Source organism: Rhodospirillaceae bacterium (assembly GCA_016712715.1).
In the GTDB taxonomy this organism is placed as follows: domain Bacteria; phylum Pseudomonadota; class Alphaproteobacteria; order Dongiales; family Dongiaceae; genus Dongia.
Genome location: JADJQM010000001.1, coordinates 971,933 through 991,118 on the forward strand (window position 1 = coordinate 971,933; position 19,186 = coordinate 991,118).

19 protein-coding genes are annotated in these 19,186 nt (G+C 59.9%); 5 read left to right on the top strand and 14 right to left on the bottom strand.

Going from position 1 to position 19,186, the window contains the following annotated elements; genetic code table 11:
- Window positions 1-8: 8 nt before the first annotated feature.
- The 11 genes from IPK59_04920 to IPK59_04970 all read right to left on the bottom strand — a co-directional run bounded on the left by IPK59_04920 (window position 9) and on the right by IPK59_04970 (window position 9,078).
- Window positions 9-434, bottom strand: coding sequence for a hypothetical protein (locus IPK59_04920; protein ID MBK8158135.1), 426 nt, complete (start codon window positions 432-434; stop codon window positions 9-11).
- Window positions 431-2,032 (bottom strand): phosphoenolpyruvate--protein phosphotransferase, encoded by a 1,602-nt coding sequence (gene ptsP / locus IPK59_04925; protein ID MBK8158136.1) that lies wholly within the window; start codon window positions 2,030-2,032, stop codon window positions 431-433. Before ptsP ends, IPK59_04920 begins: the two co-directional genes overlap by 4 nt.
- The gene (locus IPK59_04930; protein MBK8158137.1) at window positions 2,022-2,354 is read right to left on the bottom strand and encodes an HPr family phosphocarrier protein; all 333 of its coding nucleotides are present in this window, start codon (window positions 2,352-2,354) and stop codon (window positions 2,022-2,024) included. Before IPK59_04930 ends, ptsP begins: the two co-directional genes overlap by 11 nt.
- Before the next feature lie 61 nt (window positions 2,355-2,415).
- Entirely contained in the window at window positions 2,416-2,805 is a 390-nt protein-coding gene (locus IPK59_04935; protein MBK8158138.1) for a PTS-dependent dihydroxyacetone kinase phosphotransferase subunit DhaM, read from the bottom strand.
- Window positions 2,802-3,413 (bottom strand): dihydroxyacetone kinase subunit L, encoded by a 612-nt coding sequence (dhaL, locus tag IPK59_04940; GenBank protein ID MBK8158139.1) that lies wholly within the window; start codon window positions 3,411-3,413, stop codon window positions 2,802-2,804. The genes IPK59_04935 and dhaL overlap by 4 nt, the downstream gene beginning before the upstream one ends.
- 44 nt (window positions 3,414-3,457) lie before the next feature.
- Window positions 3,458-4,477 (bottom strand): ABC transporter ATP-binding protein, encoded by a 1,020-nt coding sequence (locus IPK59_04945; protein MBK8158140.1) that lies wholly within the window; start codon window positions 4,475-4,477, stop codon window positions 3,458-3,460.
- A complete protein-coding gene (locus tag IPK59_04950; GenBank protein ID MBK8158141.1) occupies window positions 4,470-5,567 on the bottom strand; it encodes an ABC transporter ATP-binding protein in 1,098 nt (365 codons plus the stop codon). Before IPK59_04950 ends, IPK59_04945 begins: the two co-directional genes overlap by 8 nt.
- Window positions 5,568-5,570: 3 nt before the next feature.
- Window positions 5,571-5,783 carry a hypothetical protein gene (locus tag IPK59_04955; protein ID MBK8158142.1) on the bottom strand — a complete coding sequence of 71 codons (213 nt, stop codon included), beginning with the start codon at window positions 5,781-5,783 and terminating at the stop codon, window positions 5,571-5,573.
- Window positions 5,784-5,785: 2 nt separating this feature from the next.
- The gene (locus tag IPK59_04960) at window positions 5,786-6,742 is read right to left on the bottom strand and encodes a carbohydrate ABC transporter permease (GenBank protein MBK8158143.1); all 957 of its coding nucleotides are present in this window, start codon (window positions 6,740-6,742) and stop codon (window positions 5,786-5,788) included.
- Window positions 6,739-7,692: a sugar ABC transporter permease gene (locus tag IPK59_04965; protein MBK8158144.1), complete on the bottom strand. Its 954-nt coding sequence runs from the start codon at window positions 7,690-7,692 to the stop codon at window positions 6,739-6,741. Before IPK59_04965 ends, IPK59_04960 begins: the two co-directional genes overlap by 4 nt.
- Window positions 7,693-7,761: 69 nt before the next feature.
- Window positions 7,762-9,078, bottom strand: a complete 1,317-nt coding sequence (locus IPK59_04970; GenBank protein MBK8158145.1) for an extracellular solute-binding protein — start codon at window positions 9,076-9,078, stop codon at window positions 7,762-7,764.
- Between the two features lie 444 nt (window positions 9,079-9,522).
- On the opposite strand from IPK59_04970, the gene IPK59_04975 reads away from it, so the two are divergent.
- From IPK59_04975 to IPK59_04990, 4 genes are all read left to right on the top strand, one after another.
- On the top strand, window positions 9,523-10,560 hold the full coding sequence (locus IPK59_04975) for a LacI family DNA-binding transcriptional regulator (protein MBK8158146.1): 1,038 nt from the start codon (window positions 9,523-9,525) through the stop codon (window positions 10,558-10,560).
- A gap of 15 nt (window positions 10,561-10,575) precedes the next feature.
- Entirely contained in the window at window positions 10,576-12,036 is a 1,461-nt protein-coding gene (gene xylB / locus IPK59_04980) for a xylulokinase (protein MBK8158147.1), read from the top strand.
- Between the two features lie 69 nt (window positions 12,037-12,105).
- A complete protein-coding gene (locus tag IPK59_04985) occupies window positions 12,106-13,164 on the top strand; it encodes a sugar phosphate isomerase/epimerase (protein MBK8158148.1) in 1,059 nt (352 codons plus the stop codon).
- A gap of 13 nt (window positions 13,165-13,177) precedes the next feature.
- Window positions 13,178-14,359, top strand: a complete 1,182-nt coding sequence (locus IPK59_04990; protein MBK8158149.1) for a Gfo/Idh/MocA family oxidoreductase — start codon at window positions 13,178-13,180, stop codon at window positions 14,357-14,359.
- Here the strand turns inward: IPK59_04990 and IPK59_04995 are convergent.
- From IPK59_04995 to IPK59_05005, 3 genes are all read right to left on the bottom strand, one after another.
- Window positions 14,356-15,117 (bottom strand): glucose 1-dehydrogenase, encoded by a 762-nt coding sequence (locus IPK59_04995; GenBank protein MBK8158150.1) that lies wholly within the window; start codon window positions 15,115-15,117, stop codon window positions 14,356-14,358. The genes IPK59_04990 and IPK59_04995 overlap by 4 nt on opposite strands.
- Before the next feature lies 1 nt (window position 15,118).
- On the bottom strand, window positions 15,119-17,152 hold the full coding sequence (locus IPK59_05000) for an adenylate/guanylate cyclase domain-containing protein (GenBank protein MBK8158151.1): 2,034 nt from the start codon (window positions 17,150-17,152) through the stop codon (window positions 15,119-15,121).
- Window positions 17,153-17,217: 65 nt separating this feature from the next.
- Complete coding sequence (locus IPK59_05005) at window positions 17,218-17,862, bottom strand: hypothetical protein (GenBank protein MBK8158152.1); 645 nt, start codon at window positions 17,860-17,862, stop codon at window positions 17,218-17,220.
- 293 nt (window positions 17,863-18,155) lie between these two features.
- On the opposite strand from IPK59_05005, the gene IPK59_05010 reads away from it, so the two are divergent.
- Window positions 18,156-19,106, top strand: coding sequence for an autotransporter outer membrane beta-barrel domain-containing protein (locus tag IPK59_05010; GenBank protein ID MBK8158153.1), 951 nt, complete (start codon window positions 18,156-18,158; stop codon window positions 19,104-19,106).
- Window positions 19,107-19,186: the final 80 nt, after the last annotated feature.

A 19,186-nucleotide genomic window follows, 5' to 3' on the forward strand; every position in this document is an offset into this window, starting at 1 on the left:
CCCCGCAGTCATTGGCCGTCTTCCAGGATCCTGGCGACCTGGACGGCAAGTTCACTCAACATATGATCAAGCCGGCGATTGCGTTCCTCTTCGCCGAGATCGGGAACATGCAATATTGCCGTACGAATACGGCGAGTGGATTGCGCCCGTTGCAGACGGCCGGGATGGGCCCGGCCATAGGCATCGAGGAAGGCCTGCCGCTCATGTGTCGGAAAATGCACGATCTCGAAAATTGTCTCCAGATGCGGCGCCGGGATGGGTACCGCGTAACTGGCATTGGTGATTTGCGTGATGAAACTGCGGTTCTTGCCCAAAGCATGCGCCAGCCGCTGGCGTGTTCCCGAGGGGCGGTTGTCCAGCAACCGTTGCAGAATTCCCTTGTATTCGGCCATCGCCGACTCTTCATTGCCGCCATTGCCGATCTCGTCACTCATGTGGATTCCCAGCCGGCAATCACTGATTTCGCCCTGGCAAGCATAGTTGGCGCCATCGACAGGTTACGAATACCGGCCTGCAACAGCAATGGAATGAGTCGTGGATCGCCGCCGGCATCGCCACATAGACTGACTTCTCGTCCCGACTGACGGCCATATCCCGCTACTCGCTCGATCAACATCAGAACAGCCGGATTGGCGGTATCATTGAGCCCGGCAACCGAGGCGATATCGCGGGCCGCGGCCGTCACATATTGCGTGAGATCGTTGGACCCGACCGAGTAGAACGCGGCATCAAACCGGTCCACGGCCAGAGCGGCAGCCGGCACCTCAACCATGATACCGAGGGCCGGAAGCCGGCTGGGAATGCCTGCCTTTTGCAGCTTTGCCACCTCATCAGCCAGGATCGCAGCCGTTGCCGTGATCTCGGAAGGCACCGTTACCATGGGCAACATGATCTTCAATGGCCCGAATTGCGCAGCGCGCGCCAATGCTCGCAACTGGATCCGAAAAACCGGCTGATTGACGAGCGACAGTCTTATCCCGCGCAATCCGAGAAAGGGGTTTGATTCCTGGGCCATCGACAGTCCGGCGATCGGCTTGTCGCCGCCTGCATCAAGCGTCCGGATCGTTACTGGCCGGCCGCCAGCCCATGTCACAATCCGGCGATAGACTTCGAACTGTTGCTCTTCATCTGGCAAACCGGACTGATCGTGGAACAGGAACTCCGTGCGCACCAGTCCAATGCCATCGCAGATCGCGGGATCAAGCCGGTCGAGTTCGGTCGGTTCTGCGATATTGATCTGAGTGAGAACCCGCTCGCCATTCGCGGTCACAGCAGCTTTCCCAACGAAATGAGCCCAGGACTCCGCCTGTGCCGCTTGCTCGCGTATCTGTCCATCAAAAGCCACGGCAGTGGCAGAGCTCGGCGCCAAATTGAGTCGCCCTCGCTCGCCGTCCAACAGGACGAGTTCACATGCTTGTACCTGGCCAAGATCAAGGGCGAGACCCACCACCATGGGCACACCGCGGGCACGCGCCAGCATCGCGACGTGACTTGTCGGGCTGCCGCCCGTCAAGGCAACCCCGCCGCCACCCGACCAATCCAGCGACAGGAAGCGCGAGGGCGGCATATCGTCAGCCAAAAGAACTGCGCCCGGCGGTGGATTTTCTGTTTCGGCACCACGCAGTCGATCCAGTACCCGATCACGAATATCAGCGAGATCGCTGGCCCTGGCGCGAAAATACTCGTCCGCCGCATGTGCGTATTCCGCAACCTGCACGTCCAGTGACATGGCCCAGGCATGATCGGCCGAAGCGCCTCGCTCAATATCATTGAAGGCCGCTTCGGCCAAGGCGTCGTCGCTCAACATGGCTATCTGGAAGTCAAGAATCTCCACGGCTTCACCGCTGGCATCTGACTGCAACAGCTCGATTTCACCAATGGCAGCGGCAATGGCCTTGCGCAGAGCGACCGCCTCGGCAGCTGGTGTACCCGCAATGCGTTGCGTCGCAGCCGCCGGGCGACAGATGAAAAGAGGCCCAGCCGCGAAGCCAGGCGAGGCAGCGCGACCGCTATGCCATGATTCAGCCGGCATGCCCCTGCCCAACACCACCGGTTGCAACAGGATCGTCATGATTTTCGTCGAAATCGCGGCGCACGAGGTCCGCCAGCTCGGCGATCGCCAGGGCAGCATCGGTCCCAGTTGCGGCAAAATGAAGGGTGGCTCCCTTGGGTGCTTTCATAGCCATCACCTTTACGACACTCTTGGCATCGATCCAGGGCCCTTTATCATCGAATGCAACAAGCACCTGCGCCGAGAATCTCTTGGCAAGCTTGGTCATCTTCACCGCCGGCCGCGCATGCAATCCGGTCGGATTGGTGATCTCTATCGCCGCCTTGATCGGTGTTTCTGTCATGCCGCGATATTCCTGGTCCTGGACTTCATCCTGATACCTCAATCCGACTCGCCACTCTTGCTCATTGCGGCGATAGCTCTTCCGCCGTCCGCCGTACGATGTCCAGCGAGGATCCACCCGACGCCTCTGTTGCCGCAATGACGGCCCCCTCGACAATCGGCGCGTTGCAGACAACCACCTTCCCCTGGCGCTCAGCAGGCAACATCTCGACAGCCATCTCTGAATTCGTTTCGGCACCACCGAGATCGACCAGGATTGCCACGCCCGCCTCCGACCAAGCGGCATCGATCGCCTTCAGAATATGCTCGACCGACGTGCCGAGATTGCCTCCCGGATCCCCTCCACACCAAGCCAGGGGCACATCGTTCCCCACCATCTGGCGCACCATATCGGCAGCCCCTTCGGCCACCTTCGGCGAGTGTGAGACGATGACAATACCAACCCTGTTCATGCCAATTCCTTCAGCACACCGGCAACCGCGTCAATCATCAAGGCAGATGAACGCGCTCCCGGATCCATATGCCCGATCGACCGCTCACCCAAAAAAGATGCTCTGCCTCGTACGGCCTTCAGGGGCTTGGTGGCTTCGCTCGCATCATGTGCCTTCTGCACCAAACTGACGAGATCCCTGTCACCGGCCTCAAGCAGCTCCACCACGGGAATAAGGACATCGAGCATCGTCTTGTGCCCGGCCTCTGCCTTGCCTCGCGCCTGTATGGCGACGATAGCCGCGCGCAGGGCACGTACGATATCATCCGGCTGCGGCTCCGAAGGCAGCTCCTTGCCCAGGGTCAGGAACAACGTCCCGAACAAAGGCCCGGATGCGCCACCCACTTTCATCACCAGCGTCATCCCGATACTCTTGAAATAGTCCGGCCAGGATTTCTGCGACAGGCCTTGAATGTCTGCTACCACAGCCTCGAAACCACGCTTCATGTTGAGGCCGTGATCACCATCACCGATCGCCTGATCGAGGAGCGTCAATTCGTCGGCATGCTGGTCGATTGTCCTGGCCAATGCCGTGACAAGTTCGCGCCTAAGCTCTGCACCCTGTTCCATCAAGCTCATTCCCGTCCTACCCAAAACACTCTCACCGCCAAGACCTAGGCCGCAATTCTTTCGCCGTCCGCACCAAAGTAGAGAGCTCCTTTAAGACTGAGATCGATCGCATCTCCGACTGCAAGCGGCAAATCGGGGTCCACCAGGGTCACCAACTTATGCTCACCCACCCTCAGGTGAAGGTGATTCTGATCACCCAGATGTTCGATCCATTCAACCGTCGCCGGATTGCTTCGTCCCGCCCCGGATCTGCCGACGACCACGTGTTCTGTACGTGCACCGATTGTCGTTGCTCCCGGTGGCATCGGTTGCCCCGCGAAGGCTGCTGCGGGTACCAGATTGATTGACGGCATTCCCAGACGGGTGGCGACATATACATTGCGCGGTGATTCATAGATCTCGCGCGGTGTACCAATCTGAACAAGTCGCCCATGATCGAGCACGCCAATGCGTGTCGCCATTGTCATCGCCTCGATCTGGTCGTGGGTGACATAGAGCATGGTCGCACCAAGATCCCGCTGAATATGCTGCAGCTCGAGCCGCATATCGGAGCGAAGCTTGGCGTCGAGCGACGACAGCGGTTCATCCATCAGATAGATCGACGGCGACCTGACCAGCGCCCGGCCGATTGCTACACGCTGCATCTCTCCGCCAGAAAGGCGCGTCGCACGGTTCTGAAGTTTCTTCTCGATCCGAAGCATCGCGGCGACCTTTTCGACGGTGGCCTTGATCGTCGCTTCATCGCGCCGCCGCGCCGGCGAACGCAGTGGAAAGGCGAGATTCTCGAAGACACTGAGATGGGGGTAGAGCGAATACTGCTGGAAGACAAAAGCGACGTCGCGTTCCGCCGGCGACAAAGGTGCCGCATCCTTGCCATAGAGAAATACTCGCCCCTCATCTGGCGCCTCAAGTCCCGCGATCAGGCGCAGCGTCGTCGTCTTCCCGGCACCGGTTGGACCCAATAGAACGACGAATTCACCGTCTTGCACGGTGAGTTCGATCGCCTCGACGGCAGTCGTATCGCCGAAGCGTTTGGTGACGGATTCAAGCCTTACCTCAGCCATGGGCAATACCCTCGTACAAAGCGCTGTTTACTGCTCGACCACCTTCGCCATGAAAGAGCGACAGCCTGTCTGCTTTGAACCGCAGACCAACATGGGTTCCAGGCTCCACCGTGATGTGGGAGTTGGTTCGCGCCTTGATCTGACCAAAGTCAGTGTCGACCGTGACGATCTGGGTCGTCCCCAGATATTCAGCGCCATAGACCGAACCACGCAATGGCGATGCGTCATCGAAACGGATATGTTCGGGACGCACGCCGAGGACGAGCTTAGCCGGCGCCACGTCTTCGTGCACTGCGGGCATCGGCACGAGCGCATCTCCCAGTCTTGCTTCCGCGCTGCCACGTGCCAGGCCGCTCTCGAAACGCAGGAAATTCATCGGTGGCGAGCCGATAAAATCGGCAACAAACATGGAAACCGGTCTCTGGTAGATCTCTTGTGGTGTGCCAAACTGCTCGATCAAGCCGCCGCTCATCACGGCGATCTTGTCAGCCATCGACATCGCTTCCATCTGGTCGTGGGTTACATAGACAGTGGTCGCCTTCAGGCGATTGTGAAGACTCCGGAGTTCTCCGCACATGACGTGCCTGAACTCCGAGTCAAGCGCGCCCAGCGGCTCATCCATCAGGAAGCACATGGGTTCGCGGACAATGGCACGGCCAAGTGCCACGCGCTGTCTGTCTCCGCCCGAGAGACCAGAGACCGGCTTGTCAATGATATGCTCGATCCGCAGAATGCGCGCTGCCTCGCTCACACGCCGACTGATCTCGGAACGGGAAACGCCTTCGCATTTCAGTGGGAAGCCAATATTCTGCCGCACATTCATATGCGGATAGAGAGCGAAGAGCTGGAACACAAAGGCAATGTCGCGTTCGCCGGCGCGTTTGAACGTCACGTCATTGCCACCCAGCAGAATGCGACCCGAGGTAGGCAGTTCCAGACCGGCAATCATGCGCAAAGTTGTGGTCTTCCCGCACCCCGACGGACCGAGCAAGACCACGAATTCCCCGTCTTCGACGGTGAAGTTTGAGTTACGGACGGCCACGAACTCACCGAAACTCTTATGCAGATTTTCAACACGGATCTCGGCCATCATCTACTCCGGGAACTTGCTGACGACGGTAAACATCACAATGCCGACGAGCACCGTGACAAATGACCAGCCGTAGAGCGAGATCGAGAATGGCTGCACCAGCATGAAGACGCCAAGGAGAATGAAGGCAATCGCGATATTCTCCATCAGGCCACGTCGTGCCCAGCTCGGCCAATTTCGTTTAGGACGCGCCTGCCCCCCGATGTCTGGCTTCATGCTCATTTCCGCACCGCCCCGAATGTGATGCCCCGCAGCAGATGCTTGCGCAGCACAATCGTGAAAACAACAATCGGTATCAGGAACAAGGTTGTGCCGGCACCAACTGCGGGCCAATCCATGCCACCTTCGCCGATGATGGTCGGAATGAAGGGGGGTGCCGTCTGCGCTTCGCCAGACGTGAGCAGGACGGCAAAGGCATACTCGTTCCAGGCAAAGATCATGCAGAAGATGGCGGTCGCGGCGATACCCGTCGCCGCCTGGGGCAACACGACTTTGAAGAAGGCATGGAGTCGCGTGTAGCCATCGATCATGGCCGCTTCCTCATACTCGCGCGGAATCTCGTCTATGAAGCCCTTTAGCAGCCACACCGCGAGCGAGACGTTCACGGCCGTATAGAGCAAGATCATGCCAAGGGCTGAATCGGAGAGCCCCAGTTCCCGGTACATCAGATATATGGGGATTGCCACGGCGATCGGCGGCATCATGCGCGTGGACAGGATGAAGAACAGAAGGTCGTCGGCCAGCGGAATCTTGAAGCGCGAGAAGGCATAGGCGGAGAAGATGCCCAGCGACACTGCGAGGAATGTCGATCCAAAGGCAATGATCAGCGAATTGATGAAGCGCGGCACGTAGTTTGATTGACCGGCGATCACCATCTCACGACGCCGTGTCACCTCGTCACACGCACCTTGGGGCGGACCGAGGGCCTCGATGTACTCGTTCGTTTGGCGCGTGCGCGTCGTAAAGAGGTTGCAGTAGCCCTCCAGGGACGGCTCGAACACGACCTTTGGCGGATAGGAGATCGAATCCGGTGGCGTCTTCCACCCGGTCGCAAAGATCCAGGCCAGCGGCGCCATTGAGATGAGCGCATAGAGTATGACGAGTAGCCCGGCGACCCGCTTTGAGGTTGCCGATGGCTCGACGACCGAATGTGCCGTGGTTGAGGCGCCGCTCATCTTTGCTTCACCTTGTTGAGGGCCTTCACATAGACATTGGCGAGGCCAAAGACCACGACAAACAGGATGATGGCAAAGGCCGAGGAGTATCCCGTCCGGTAAGCCTCGAAAGCCGCGCGCTTGAGCGTGATAGAGGCAAGCTCCGTGGTTGAACCAGGGCCCCCGCCCGTCAGCAGCATGACCATGTCAAACATCTTGAAATTTTCGATGCCGCGGAACAACACGGCCAGCATAATGAACGGCAGGGCCATCGGCAGCGTGATCGACCAGAATTGCCGCCAGCGCGAGGCACGGTCGACCTCGGCCGCTTCGAGGATGTAGTCCGGAATGGAGCGGAGCCCGGCAAGGCAGATCAGCATGACATAGGGTGTCCACATCCAGGTGTCGACGATGACAATCGCCCAGGGGGCCAGGGTCACCGATCCAAGCATTTCGAAAGAAGACGGCGGAAGGCCGGTGAAAAATGAGACAACGTAATTGAACAGACCGATCTGCGGCTGATACAGGAACTTCCAGAAGTTGCCGACGACGGCGGGCGAAAGCATCATCGGAATGAGGATAATCGTCGTCCAGAAGGCATGGCCGCGAAATTTGCGGTCGACAAGATAAGCCAGACCGAACCCGATGATCGTCTGGAACAGGATCGTCCAGAAAACGAAATGGGCCGTAGCTTGCATCGCCGCCCAGATCTCGGGTGAGCTCAGAATATCCCGATACCATTTGAGGCCAACATTGATCACCGGCCGGTTGGGCCGGTTCGACGCATAGTTGGTGAACGAGAGATATACCGTCCAGATCAACGGGAAGATGTTGATGGCCAGCAGGAGAAGCATCGTCGGCGCAACAAACAGCCAGGCGATGGATCGATCGGATAATCCACGCACCTTTCTGGCGACTCCCTGTGGCGTCGCTGCAGCTGCGCGATGTGCGATGGTGTCAATATTGGGCATGTGTCTCTCTGGAAGAAGGGGCGTCTCCGACGCAATCGCCGGAGACGCCTTCGCACTCAGGAAGGTTGGTTAGAGCTTGCCTTCTTCCTTGAAGATCCCCGTCCAATCCTGGATCAGACCGTCAAGGGCCTCTTTCGCGGTGCCCTGGTCCGCCACGACATAGTCATGCATGCGCTTTTGCATGGCCTGAAGCAGCTGGGCATAGGACGGCTCCTGCCAGAAATCCTGGACGCCGCCCATGGCTTCAAGGAACTGGGCCGCAAAGGGCTGTGAATCCTTGAAGCTCGGGTCGTTCAGCACGTCATTGTGGCAAGCATAGCCACCAAGCGACCACCACTTCTTCTGCACGTCCGGCTGGGCGAACCATTTGATGTAGGCAAGCGCGCCGTCCATATTGTCAGTGTTGGCAACAACCGAGATACCTTGACCGCCGAGCGTCGACGCGGCGACCTTCGCACTGGGGTTGACGAAGAAGCCGGTTTTCGAGCCGACCGTTTCATCCTTGGCCATGCCGGGCATGAACGCAAACCAGTTCATCATCATGGCAACCTGGCCCGATTTGAACGCGTCGAGACCTTCACCCATATAGCTGTCCGTGTAGCCCGGAGGGGTGCAGCACTTGTAGATGGCCTTGTACATCTCCAGTCCGGCTACGGCGTCGGCTGAGTTGACGGCGCCTTCCATATCATACTTGCCCGGCGTGTTCTCGTATTTGAAGCCATAGGGATAAAGCGCGGAAGTAGCGCCCATCGTGATGCCTTCCGAGGCACGTTCGGTGAAGATCGCTGCGCCATAGACCTTCTTGCCGTCGATCTCGCGGCCCTGGAAGAACTCCGCGGTTTCCTTCAGTTCCACCCAGGTTTTCGGTGGCGCGAGATCACGATTGTACTTGGCCTTGTATTCCGCCTGCAGATCGGCATTTTCGAACCAATCCTTGCGATAGAACCAGCCATTGGCATCGCCCATGGCCGGCAGAGCCCAATAGTTCGGCGTGCCCTTCGGCCAGGTCGAGTAGGCATAGACGGTCGCTGGCGCGAAGTCCGACATCTTGATTCCTTCTTTGTCGAAGAAATCATTCAGCTTCACATAGTAGCCGTTCTCGGCCGACCCACCGATCCACTGCGAGTCGCCGATCAGCAGATCGCAAAGCTTGCCACCGGAATTGAGCTCGTTGAGCATGCGATCGGCGAAGTTCGGCCAGGGCACGAACTCGAATTTCATTTCAGTGCCGGTCTGGGTGGTAAAATCCTTGGAGAGTTCGACCAGCGCGTTGGCCGGATCCCAGGCGGCCCAGCAGAGTGTCAACGTATCAGCCTTGGCGTCCGAAATAGGCGCAAAGGCGATGGCTGTGGCCAGCGCGCCTGCACCCGCAAGGAACTTTTTCATTCCACTTTCCTCCCATTGTTGCGTCCATTTTCTCGAGGCCCGTCCATTCGAACTATTAGCCTTGAGGATCCCGTCCGCGCTCCCCGCGCTTTCGGGCATTTCTTCTTGATGGATCTCCGCCTCAGCCGATCGATGAGGTATCGAGAGGCCGCCGCGTGGTGTTAAGTAGTATGCCAACTCACTAAACATCACAAGTCTCGAAATGCGCGGCACAGCGTAATTTACGGCAGTGTTTCATACCACTCCGCACTTTAAGTTCGCCGCACCGCAACATTCAGGGTGATTCTTGTGCTGCACTGGCGAACTTCCCATCCGCTCACTTTTTTACTGAACGGAAGTACTAAACTTTATAAACATGCTGTATATGCGAATCCGAGCACCTCGTCGATAGAATCCCTCATTTTTTGCGTTGCGCACCTCATTCTTTCCAGCCACCGTGCAGCGATGATGGATCACCCTCGCCGCCCTACTCTTGTTGATGTCGCAGAAGTCGCCCAGGTGAGCCTCGCGACGGTCGACCGGGTTTTTAATCGTCGCCCCGGCGTCAGTGCACGTACGGTGGAACGTGTCGAGCAGGCACTGGTGAAACTCGGCTACCGGCCGGACCCGGCGGCGGTTCGCCTCGCCCGCGGGATCCGGTTCAATTTCTGCTTCGTCCTCCCGACCGGCACCAACACCTTCATGGCCCAGCTGGCAAATCAGGTTCAGCGTTCGCTGGATTGGCTGGATGATCAGAACGCGTTCGGCGATCTGCTGCGTGTAAATGTGTTCGATCCACAAACGCTGGCGGCGACCTTGCGTGGCCTCGTCGGTCGATACCACGGCGCCGCCATCGTCGCCCTCGACCATCCGATGGTCCGTGATGCCATCGATGAACTCGTCGAAAGCGGCATGGTCGTCGTCACACTGGTGTCGGATGCGCCGACCTCGCGACGCCACCGCTTTGTCGGCATCGACAACGCGGCCGCAGGTCGTACCGCAGGCACTCTCCTTGGACGATTCTCGAAAGGTAGCCGAGGATCTGTCGGTGTGATCGCCGGCAGCCTCGCCCTGCGCGACCATGCTGACCGGCTGTTCGGCTTCCAGCAAGTAATTGCCGCAGAGTTTGCCGATCTGTCACCCCTGCCCACCCTTGAGGGCCATGACGATGCGGTCCGGTGCCGGGAACTCACCACGACGCTGTTGCGCGACCATGCTGACCTTATCGGCATTTACAGCATCGGGGCAGGTACCCGTGGCATCGTCGAGGCTTTGGTGGCTGCCGGCAAGGAGTACCAGATCCTTTTCATCGGCCACGAGCTCACGGAATTTTCACGCAGCTACCTCATACAGGGCAGCATGGATGCCGTGATCAATCAGGATTCCGGCCACGAGGCACGATCCGCCGCCAGGGTACTTCTCGCGCACTGCAGCGGCCAACCGATGATCGACGACCAGGAGCGCATTCGGATCGATATTTTCCTGCGGGACAATCTGCCATGATGTCTGAGGGATGCCATGTTCATCGGCATTGACCTCGGCACCTCGTCGGTCAAGTGCATTCTCATCGATGAAGACGATCGGGTAGTCGCCACGACGAGCGACGCCCTGACAACCAGCCGACCCGCACCCACCCATTCGGAACAGAATCCGGAATCCTGGTGGAAGGCGACCTTGACGGCCCTGGACCAACTGGCCGGTACGGCTCCTGGCGCCATGGCATCGGTTACCGGGATCGGCCTCTCCGGGCAGATGCACGGCGCCATCTTGCTCGACGCGCAGGACCGCGTCCTGCGCCCCTGCATTCTCTGGAATGATGGACGCGCCACAACTGAATGTGCCGAACTTGAGGCGGCTTGGCCGGCACTACGGGAGGTAACCGGCAATGCCGCCATGCCGGGCTTTACCGCGCCCAAACTACTCTGGATCAGGAAGCACGAGCCGGAGATATTCGCCGCGATAGCCAGAGTCCTGCTGCCGAAGACCTATCTGCGCCTGCGCCTCACCGGCGAGAATGTTGAAGACATGTCCGACGCGTCGGGTACGCTCTGGCTCGACGTCGCCAGGCGCGACTGGTCCGATGCAGCACTCGACGCGACAGGGCTGTCACGCCGGCAGATGCCGCGCCTCGTTGAAGGCACCATGCCAACAGGGCGCCTGAGGTCCGATCTGGCACAGCGATGGGGCATGATGACACCACCCATCCTGGCCGGCGGCGCCGGCGACAACGCGGCCGGTGCCGTCGGCCTGGGAGCCGTGCGACCCGGCGATGCATTCATCTCACTGGGCACTTCCGGCGTATTGTGGGCAACAACCGCCGGCTTCGCGCCCAACCCGGGTGAAGCCGTCCACGCCTTCTGTCATTGCCTCCCCAATACCTGGCACCAGATGGGAGTCATTCTCTCGGCCGCGTCTTGCCTTAGCTGGTTGGCCACGACCCTTGGTGTCGATGAAGCAGAGCTGATGAGGGAAGTGGATGACACCGTCAGCCGACCCAGCGATACCCTGTTCCTGCCCTATCTCTCAGGTGATCGAACACCGCACAATGACGCGAACATCCGGGGTGCATTCATCGGCCTTTCTCACCAGACGGATCGGTCAACGCTCATTCAATCCGTCATGGAGGGCGTCGCCTTTGCCCTCAAGGACTGCCTGAATGCGCTGGCGTCAGCGGGCACGACAATCAAGGGCGCCGACGTCATCGGCGGTGGCGCACGTTCGCCACTCTGGCTGTCGATCCTCGCCAACGTGCTCGATCTGCCCTTGTCGCAGGTAACCGGCGCTGAAGTCAGCAGCGCCTTCGGCGCGGCACGCCTTGGGCGCATGGCGGCTACTGGCGAAGACCCAATGACCGTTTGCCGGCCGCCGCAACGCGCCGCCATTTTCACGCCCAAGGCAGACCTGCGGGACAGCTATGAGGCTGCATACGCTCGCTACCGCATAGCCTATCCACGCTTGAAGGAGATCGCAACGACTTGACTTCGTCCAATCGCCAGCAACAAGCAACGCGCCATCCGCTACAAGGCGCAGCAATCGGGAGAAATGAACATGGCACTTACCAATATCAAGGGACCCGCAATTTTCCTGGCGCAGTTTGCCGGAGACAAACCGCCGTTTAACTCCTTCGACAGTATCTGCAAATGGGCCGCCGGCCTCGGCTTCAGGGGAGTGCAGGTGCCCAGTTGGGACGGCCGCATGATCGACCTCGCGAAGGCCGCAAAATCAAAGACCTATTGCGACGAGCTGAAGGGCACCGCCGCCAAGCATGGCATCACCATCACGGAACTGTCGACCCACTTGCAGGGGCAGCTCGTCGCGGTGCATCCAGCCTATGACCAGGCCTTTGACGGCTTTGCGCCACCCAAGGTGCGTGGCAATCCGAAGGCGCGACAGAAATGGGCCGTCGATCAGATGATGCTGGCCGCCAAGGCATCGCAGAACCTGGGGCTTACGGCTCATGTCACCTTCTCGGGTGCTCTCGAATGGCCGTTCATGTATCCGTGGCCGCAGCGGCCGAAGGGACTCACGGATACCGCGTTCGAGGAACTGGCCAAACGCTGGTTGCCGATCCTGAATGCATTCGACAAGGCTGGCGTCGACGTCTGCTATGAAATCCATCCCGGTGAAGATTTGCACGACGGCGTCACCTTCGAGATGTTCCTAGAACGGGTGAAGAACCATCCGCGCTGCAACATTCTCTACGATCCGTCGCACTTCATTCTGCAGTGCCTCGACTATCTGGAATACATCGACATCTATCACGAGCGCATCAAGATGTTCCACGTGAAGGATGCCGAATTCAACCCGACCGGGCGCCAGGGTGTCTATGGCGGCTATCAGAGCTGGGTCAACCGTGCCGGTCGCTTCCGTTCATTGGGCGACGGCCAGGTCGACTTCAAGGGCATCTTCTCCAAATTCGCTCAGTATGGCTTCAAAGGCTGGGCCGTTCTGGAATGGGAATGCTGCCTGAAGCATCCCGAGGACGGCGCCAAGGAGGGCGCCATCTTCATTCGCGACCACATCATTCGCGTCACCGAGAAGGCCTTTGACGATTTCGCTGGTGGTGGCGCCGACAAGGCCGCCAATCGCCGCATGCTCGGCATCTGAGGGAGGGCAGGAAATGGCCATTGAAGGCAGTAAAGACAGGGGCGGCAAGGATCGCATCAGGCTTGGCATGGTAGGTGGTGGCGAGGGCGCCTTTATCGGCGCCGTGCATCGTCTCGCCGCGCGCATGGACGATCAGTATGAGCTGGTTGCGGGCGCGCTCTCCTCCACCCCGGCGAAGTCCAAGCGGTCCGCCGCTGCCTTGGGCATTGCCAAGGATCGCGCCTATCCGGATTTCGAGACAATGGCGCTGAAGGAGGCCGGGCGCGAGGACGGAATCGAGGCCGTCGCCATTGTGACGCCAAATCATCTTCATGCCCCGGCAGCGCGGGCCTTTCTCGATGCCGGCATCCATGTCATCTGCGACAAGCCGATGACAACGACGCTCAAGGATGCGCTCGACCTCAGGAAGCGCGCCAGGAAGGCGCGGCGCATTCTGGCTGTTACCTATAACTATACCGGCTATCCCATGGTGCGCCACGCTCAGCAGATGGTGGCGGAGGGCGATCTCGGCACTTTGCGCGTCGTACAGGTCGAGTACCCGCAGGACTGGCTCACCGAAAAGCTGGAAGCCACGGGTCAGAAGCAGGCTCTTTGGCGATCCGATCCGAAGCAATCCGGCGCCGGTGGGTCAATCGGCGATGTCGGCACCCATGCATATGACCTTGCGTGTTTCGTCACCGGTCTGCAGCTGGATTCCCTCGCCGCCGCCCTCACTTCCTTCGTACCGGGCAGGAAGCTGGACGACAATGCCCATATCCTTCTGCGCTTCCGCGGTGGTGCCCGCGGGATGCTGTGGACCAGCCAGGTCAGTCCCGGCAATGAAAACAATCTGAAGCTGCGCGTCTATGGCACCAAGGGCGGGTTGGAATGGCATCAGGAACATCCCAACCAATTGCGATGGTCGCCTTTCGGCAAACCAACGCAGGTGCTGTCGCGCGCAACCGGCTCTGCCAACGCGGCTGCGGCCCGCGTGACTCGCGTACCGCCGGGACATCCCGAGGGCTATCTCGAGGGCTTTGCCAATATCTATGGTGAGGTGGCAGCAGCGATCCGCGCTGCCAGGATCCGGCGCCGGCCGGACGCCGCAGTGATTTTCCCAACGGCGATCGACGGCGCACGTGGCGTTGCCTTTATCGAAGCAGCGGTGAAATCATCGCTGCGCAATGCCGCCTGGGTGAAGATCGCCAAGGTCTAGGCCATCAACTGGCCACCATTTACCTCGATAACCTGTCCGGTGACGTAGCCGGACAGGTTGTCGGAAGCCAGATAAAGAACCGTGCCGGCGCAATCCTCGGCCGTACCCAGTTTCTGTAGCGGAATGGTCTTGCGCGTCGCTTCCAGTTTGTCCGGCGTCGAATGCCGCACATGGAAGTCGGTGTGAATCGTCCCGGGCGATACGGCATTCACCCGAATGCCGTTCGGGGCCAGCTCCCGCGCCAACGAGCGCGTGAAGGTCGAAACGAAGCCCTTGGCACCGCTGTAGATGCTGGAGCCGGGACTGCCACCGGTACGCGCCGACACGGAACTGACGTTGATGATGGCGGCCTTGCCACGGGCGGTGAGATGCGGCAACGCCGCGCGGCAGCAATGCACCATGGACCGGACGTTGAGATCGAAGACCTCAGCGATGAAGGCATCGTCAATCTCGGCGAGAGGTCGCCGGCCGACCATGCCGCCGGCATTGTTGACAAGGATGTCGAGGCCGCCAAGCTTGCCCACGGTCCTCGCCAGCAGATCGTTGGCGGCGTTTGGGGCGGTGAGATCCGCGCCCAGGGCAACTGCATGCCCGCCCTGCCCGCCAATCTGCCGCACAAGTGTCTCAGCGGCGTCCTTGCCGGCATGGTAGTGGACCACGATCTTGGCGCCGGCGGCAGCGAATCCGCGCGATATGGCAGCACCAATCCCGGTTCCGCCGCCTGTCACCAATACGCATTTGCCGCGAAGATCCTGCATCCTATTTCGATCCTTGTTGAATGACGCCTTCCCAGTCGCTCATCGGCGTCCTGGCATAACTTTGTGCCCACCCGACATAGCGGGCGGCCAGCGTATCACCCCGCGCCGCCAGAGCGGAGAATGCCAGGGCGGCCTCCTCGAACGACCCCTTGCGCCAGAGCGCCAAGGCTGATGCAAAGCCGGGGAGGTCAAGCGCCTGGGCATCCAGCGGCTCCAGCGGCTGATAGAGCCGCACCGGCTGGTCACGTCCCACGACGCGAATGAAATCCAGCTCGCGGAACGCAAACTCCTCGGCCGCGGCCTCCTGCACCTGTTCGCTGACGACGATCGGGATACCGTAATGCTTGCCAACACCCTCGAGGCGTGACGCCACGTTCACGGCATCGCCCATCACCGTGTAATTGAACCGCTGCGATGACCCAATATTACCGACGATGGCCTCGCCGCGATGCAGGCCGATGCGGATGGCGATGCGGCCATCACCACCAATGAACAACGGCTCATCCTGCAGCGACTTGATCATGGCAAGACTGGCCCGCACGGCATCGGCGGATGAGTTCTCGCGCGCGAGCGGCGCGCCGAAAATGGCCAGGACGCCATCGCCGATGAACTTATCGACAAATCCGCCATGAGCCTGAACGATATCGGTCATGCGCCCGAAATAGCGGTTGAGTTCGTCAACCAGCGGTCCCGGTGCCACACGTTCCGACAGCGTCGAATAGGAGGCGATATCCGAAAACAGGATGGTGACATCGCGCAATTCGCCACCCAGGGCCGGCAGCTTCTCTTCCCGCACCAACCGGTCGACCTCACTGCGCGGCAGATAGAGCGAGAACGCCTGGCGCAATTGCCGCCGCGCCCGGTCCATGCTGCCCATGCGCAAGGCGATGCCGGTGGGCGCTGCCAACGACATGGCAACCAGGCCCGTGACCAGTGGAATAACCCAATACTGAGCGAAAGCGATCGTCGCGGCCGTGCTCCACAGCAACACCAGCAGACTCCACAAAGGCAAAGCCCGTCGCGGCTTCAGCAGCACAAAAATCAGCGTCGAAGCAAGGCTGCAAAGGAAAAGCAGCAGGAGGCGTGCAATGGTGGGCACTTCGTGCAAACCGCGATTGTTGAGCAGATTGTCAACGGCTGCAGCGTGGATCAGGACACCGGGGATCGTATCACGCGACCTACCCGAGAATTTGGTCGCATCGGCAGAACCGCTGCAGCGAGGTCCACTGTCCTGGCCCTCGGGCAACGTCGCAAACCTGCCCGACGTCAGCTTGCGGTCTTCGACATCCAGAATGCCGCCAAGCAGGATCACCTTTCCGGCAAACTGCTGTTTGAAGAAGTCCGCATTGCCGGAATCAGCGCAGGCAAGGAGATCGGCGACGGAATAGAGAGGTGCTCTGGACGCCGCGGCAAAATTCAACAGCAAGGGCGCTGCGCTGGAAATGGCGTCAGGTGCCTGGCCACTGGCTCTCCGGTAAAGCTCCGCCGCCAGACCCAGTATCCGTGAACCATCGGGCAAGGCCAGAGACAGCGGCATCCGCCGACTGACGCCATCGCTGTCGGTGCTCAGATTGACAGGGCTCTGATTGACGAAACCGAAGGAGTCGCCGACCGCCGAGCGCTGTTGCTGTGTCGGGCGAATTGGCTCGATCTGATGCTGCGTAAAGCCAAGGACGATTCGGTCGCTCCTGGCCCCTCGCTGCAACGCCTTGAACCAGGGCCGATCATAACCCGGCGCAATGCTGTCTGCGGTCGTGCCGATGATAATGTCGACCCCAATGACCTTTGGCTCCGCATCGAGGACGGAATCGAGGACCGCTCCCAACTGTGGTGTCCAGAGGGCCTGCGGCAAATCCCTGAATCGCGGATCCCGGTAGGTCTCCTCATCGATGGCGAGAATTGCGATCTGGTCGCTGACCGGCGGCGGGCCCCAGATGCGGACATGAACCAGATGCAGCAGATCGATCGACCAACGATCAAGCGCGATACCCCAGGACCAGAATGAGGCCGCGCTGATGAGCGCAGCCGCGGCCATGGCCAAAATGACGTTCCGCCGCCCCCGCAAGCCGCCTCGCTATTCCGTTCGTTCGCGCGCGTGGGTCAATCTGCCGCTTCAGTCTCGGGATCGACAATCACAACCCGCTCAAGGAGCCCAGTCTTGGCCGCGGTCGCTTCGGCGTCAACCTCGACGATCACCGTCTGGGTGGTGCCCACGACCCGATAGCTCCTTCCCGGCTGCATTTCGAGCTTCATGGCCTGGAAATCGACGCGACCATTCTCCGGCACAATCCGCCACACGTCGCCGCCATCAATGGGCTCGATCGTGACACCGGGGCTCTTCGAGGCGAGAATGATCGGCTGGCGGGTATGGATGTGCTTGATCTTGCCGCGGAAGGCGATGGTGGCGCTTTGCTGCGACTCATCCTGGGCAAGAGCCAGCTTGTTGACCGCGCACTCCGTCTTCTCACTGCTGACCTTGCCACCGGAAACCTGGGATTCACTGGCGCCAATGATCACGACGCCCCCTGTGATGGTCTGGCGAAGACAAGATTTGAGGTAGCCGAGGACGATCGTCTCGCCGGCGCCAAGCTGAACCGTCTCGCCCTCACTTACCAAGTCGAAAGCCTGAAACTTGCCCTCGACTCGTGGTGAGTCTTCGACGATCGCGACCGGCCGCGGCGCCGCCGCTGCTGCCGTGGCAGCTAGAAACAGGATGCTGGCTGCCGACGCGAAACCACCAGTCAAGTGTATGATTTTACTAAAGTTGTTTACCATTTTAGCATCTTCTTAGCTTCCCGGATCGGGCTTCTCAGGGCATCATAAGCACGCGGGCAAGTTAGGCGCTATGGAAAGGCTCCCGGTTTGTGACTGACGTCACAAGGTCGAGTTGACGCTCTTGGCGAGGGCCGCTAGAAGCGCTATTCGACCAGTTGTACAAAATGGCACTATCCGGACAAAGGGGGCCTAACTCCCTCCGGGGGAACACTAATTTTTCTGTGTGAGGGACGATTATGGCGTTTTTTGCAAAATCACTTCGGATGACCCCGCGCTCTACTCTGCGGCTGATCCTGGCGGCCACCATCCTCAGCGGGGCCACGGGCAAGCTTGCCCTGGCCGACGATGAAATCGAAAAGAAGATCCGTGACGAAGTCAGCCGTCGTGTCACCGACGCGATTTCAAAGCGCATCGGTGATGACGTGACCTCCGATATGGAAGGCATGCCCGACACCGGTTACTCGAACAGCGTCTGGCTGACTCCCAGCTACGCCAACATCACCAGCGACAATGACAGCTTGATCGAGGAAGCCGGCAGCGAGTTCGACACCGATTTGTGGACTGTTCCATTCGGCATCGATCACCGCTTTGGCGATTCGTTCTTCCTCGGCATCTCTGGCGCCTATGCCAATTCGGCGACCGATATCGACATCATCGATGGTGGACCGGATGCGGACTTCTACAGCGACACCTTCACGGTCTCGCCCTATGTCGCCTATCGCTTTGCCGACTATTTCTTCGCCACCGGTCTCTTCTCCTATGCCTATAGCGACGGCAAGAGCACGGCGGACGATACCGAGGACGTCGATTCCGACAGCCAGACCTTCTCCGGTGAACTGGCCCTCAACGCAGCGGCCCCGGTCGGTGACTTCATTTTGAAGGGCAAGGCGGGTTGGCGCTATTCCTACACCGAGCTCCTCGACTTTGAAGCCGAAGGCGACGATGACAGCGATGCGCATACCGCCGTCGCGTCGGCCGAAGTCGGCTACAATCTCGATCCCTTCGTCCCCTATCTGGGCGTGCAATATGAGCATGTCTGGCCGGAGAACGTGCCGGAAGTGGACGAAGGCGACACCGACTTCCTCTACCTGTCGGGCGGTGTCCGCGGCCGCGTAAATGACTGGCTCTCGCTCGGCGCCGGGGTACGCGCCGAAGTGGTCAACCAGGAAACCAATCAGATCGGCGGCCAGGTGGAGTTCAAGGCCCGCTTCTGATCTTCAGGTTCCAGGGATGATATATTGGGGGGCGTTGCTCGTTTTGGCGGGCGCGCCCCTCTTTTCTTGGGGGATGGTTA

Excerpts from the sequence above, each read along its gene's own strand:
- IPK59_04920 (MBK8158135.1), bottom strand. The coding sequence starts at position 434 with ATGAGTGACGAGATCGGCAATGGCGGCAATGAAGAGTCGGCGATGGCC.
- ptsP (MBK8158136.1), bottom strand. The coding sequence starts at position 2,032 with ATGCCGGCTGAATCATGGCATAGCGGTCGCGCTGCCTCGCCTGGCTTC.
- IPK59_04930 (MBK8158137.1), bottom strand. The coding sequence starts at position 2,354 with ATGACAGAAACACCGATCAAGGCGGCGATAGAGATCACCAATCCGACC.
- IPK59_04935 (MBK8158138.1), bottom strand. The coding sequence starts at position 2,805 with ATGAACAGGGTTGGTATTGTCATCGTCTCACACTCGCCGAAGGTGGCC.
- dhaL (MBK8158139.1), bottom strand. The coding sequence starts at position 3,413 with ATGGAACAGGGTGCAGAGCTTAGGCGCGAACTTGTCACGGCATTGGCC.
- IPK59_04945 (MBK8158140.1), bottom strand. The coding sequence starts at position 4,477 with ATGGCTGAGGTAAGGCTTGAATCCGTCACCAAACGCTTCGGCGATACG.
- IPK59_04950 (MBK8158141.1), bottom strand. The coding sequence starts at position 5,567 with ATGGCCGAGATCCGTGTTGAAAATCTGCATAAGAGTTTCGGTGAGTTC.
- IPK59_04955 (MBK8158142.1), bottom strand. The coding sequence starts at position 5,783 with ATGAAGCCAGACATCGGGGGGCAGGCGCGTCCTAAACGAAATTGGCCG.
- IPK59_04960 (MBK8158143.1), bottom strand. The coding sequence starts at position 6,742 with ATGAGCGGCGCCTCAACCACGGCACATTCGGTCGTCGAGCCATCGGCA.
- IPK59_04965 (MBK8158144.1), bottom strand. The coding sequence starts at position 7,692 with ATGCCCAATATTGACACCATCGCACATCGCGCAGCTGCAGCGACGCCA.
- IPK59_04970 (MBK8158145.1), bottom strand. The coding sequence starts at position 9,078 with ATGAAAAAGTTCCTTGCGGGTGCAGGCGCGCTGGCCACAGCCATCGCC.
- IPK59_04975 (MBK8158146.1), top strand. The coding sequence starts at position 9,523 with ATGATGGATCACCCTCGCCGCCCTACTCTTGTTGATGTCGCAGAAGTC.
- xylB (MBK8158147.1), top strand. The coding sequence starts at position 10,576 with ATGTTCATCGGCATTGACCTCGGCACCTCGTCGGTCAAGTGCATTCTC.
- IPK59_04985 (MBK8158148.1), top strand. The coding sequence starts at position 12,106 with ATGGCACTTACCAATATCAAGGGACCCGCAATTTTCCTGGCGCAGTTT.
- IPK59_04990 (MBK8158149.1), top strand. The coding sequence starts at position 13,178 with ATGGCCATTGAAGGCAGTAAAGACAGGGGCGGCAAGGATCGCATCAGG.
- IPK59_04995 (MBK8158150.1), bottom strand. The coding sequence starts at position 15,117 with ATGCAGGATCTTCGCGGCAAATGCGTATTGGTGACAGGCGGCGGAACC.
- IPK59_05000 (MBK8158151.1), bottom strand. The coding sequence starts at position 17,152 with ATGGCCGCGGCTGCGCTCATCAGCGCGGCCTCATTCTGGTCCTGGGGT.
- IPK59_05010 (MBK8158153.1), top strand. The coding sequence starts at position 18,156 with ATGACCCCGCGCTCTACTCTGCGGCTGATCCTGGCGGCCACCATCCTC.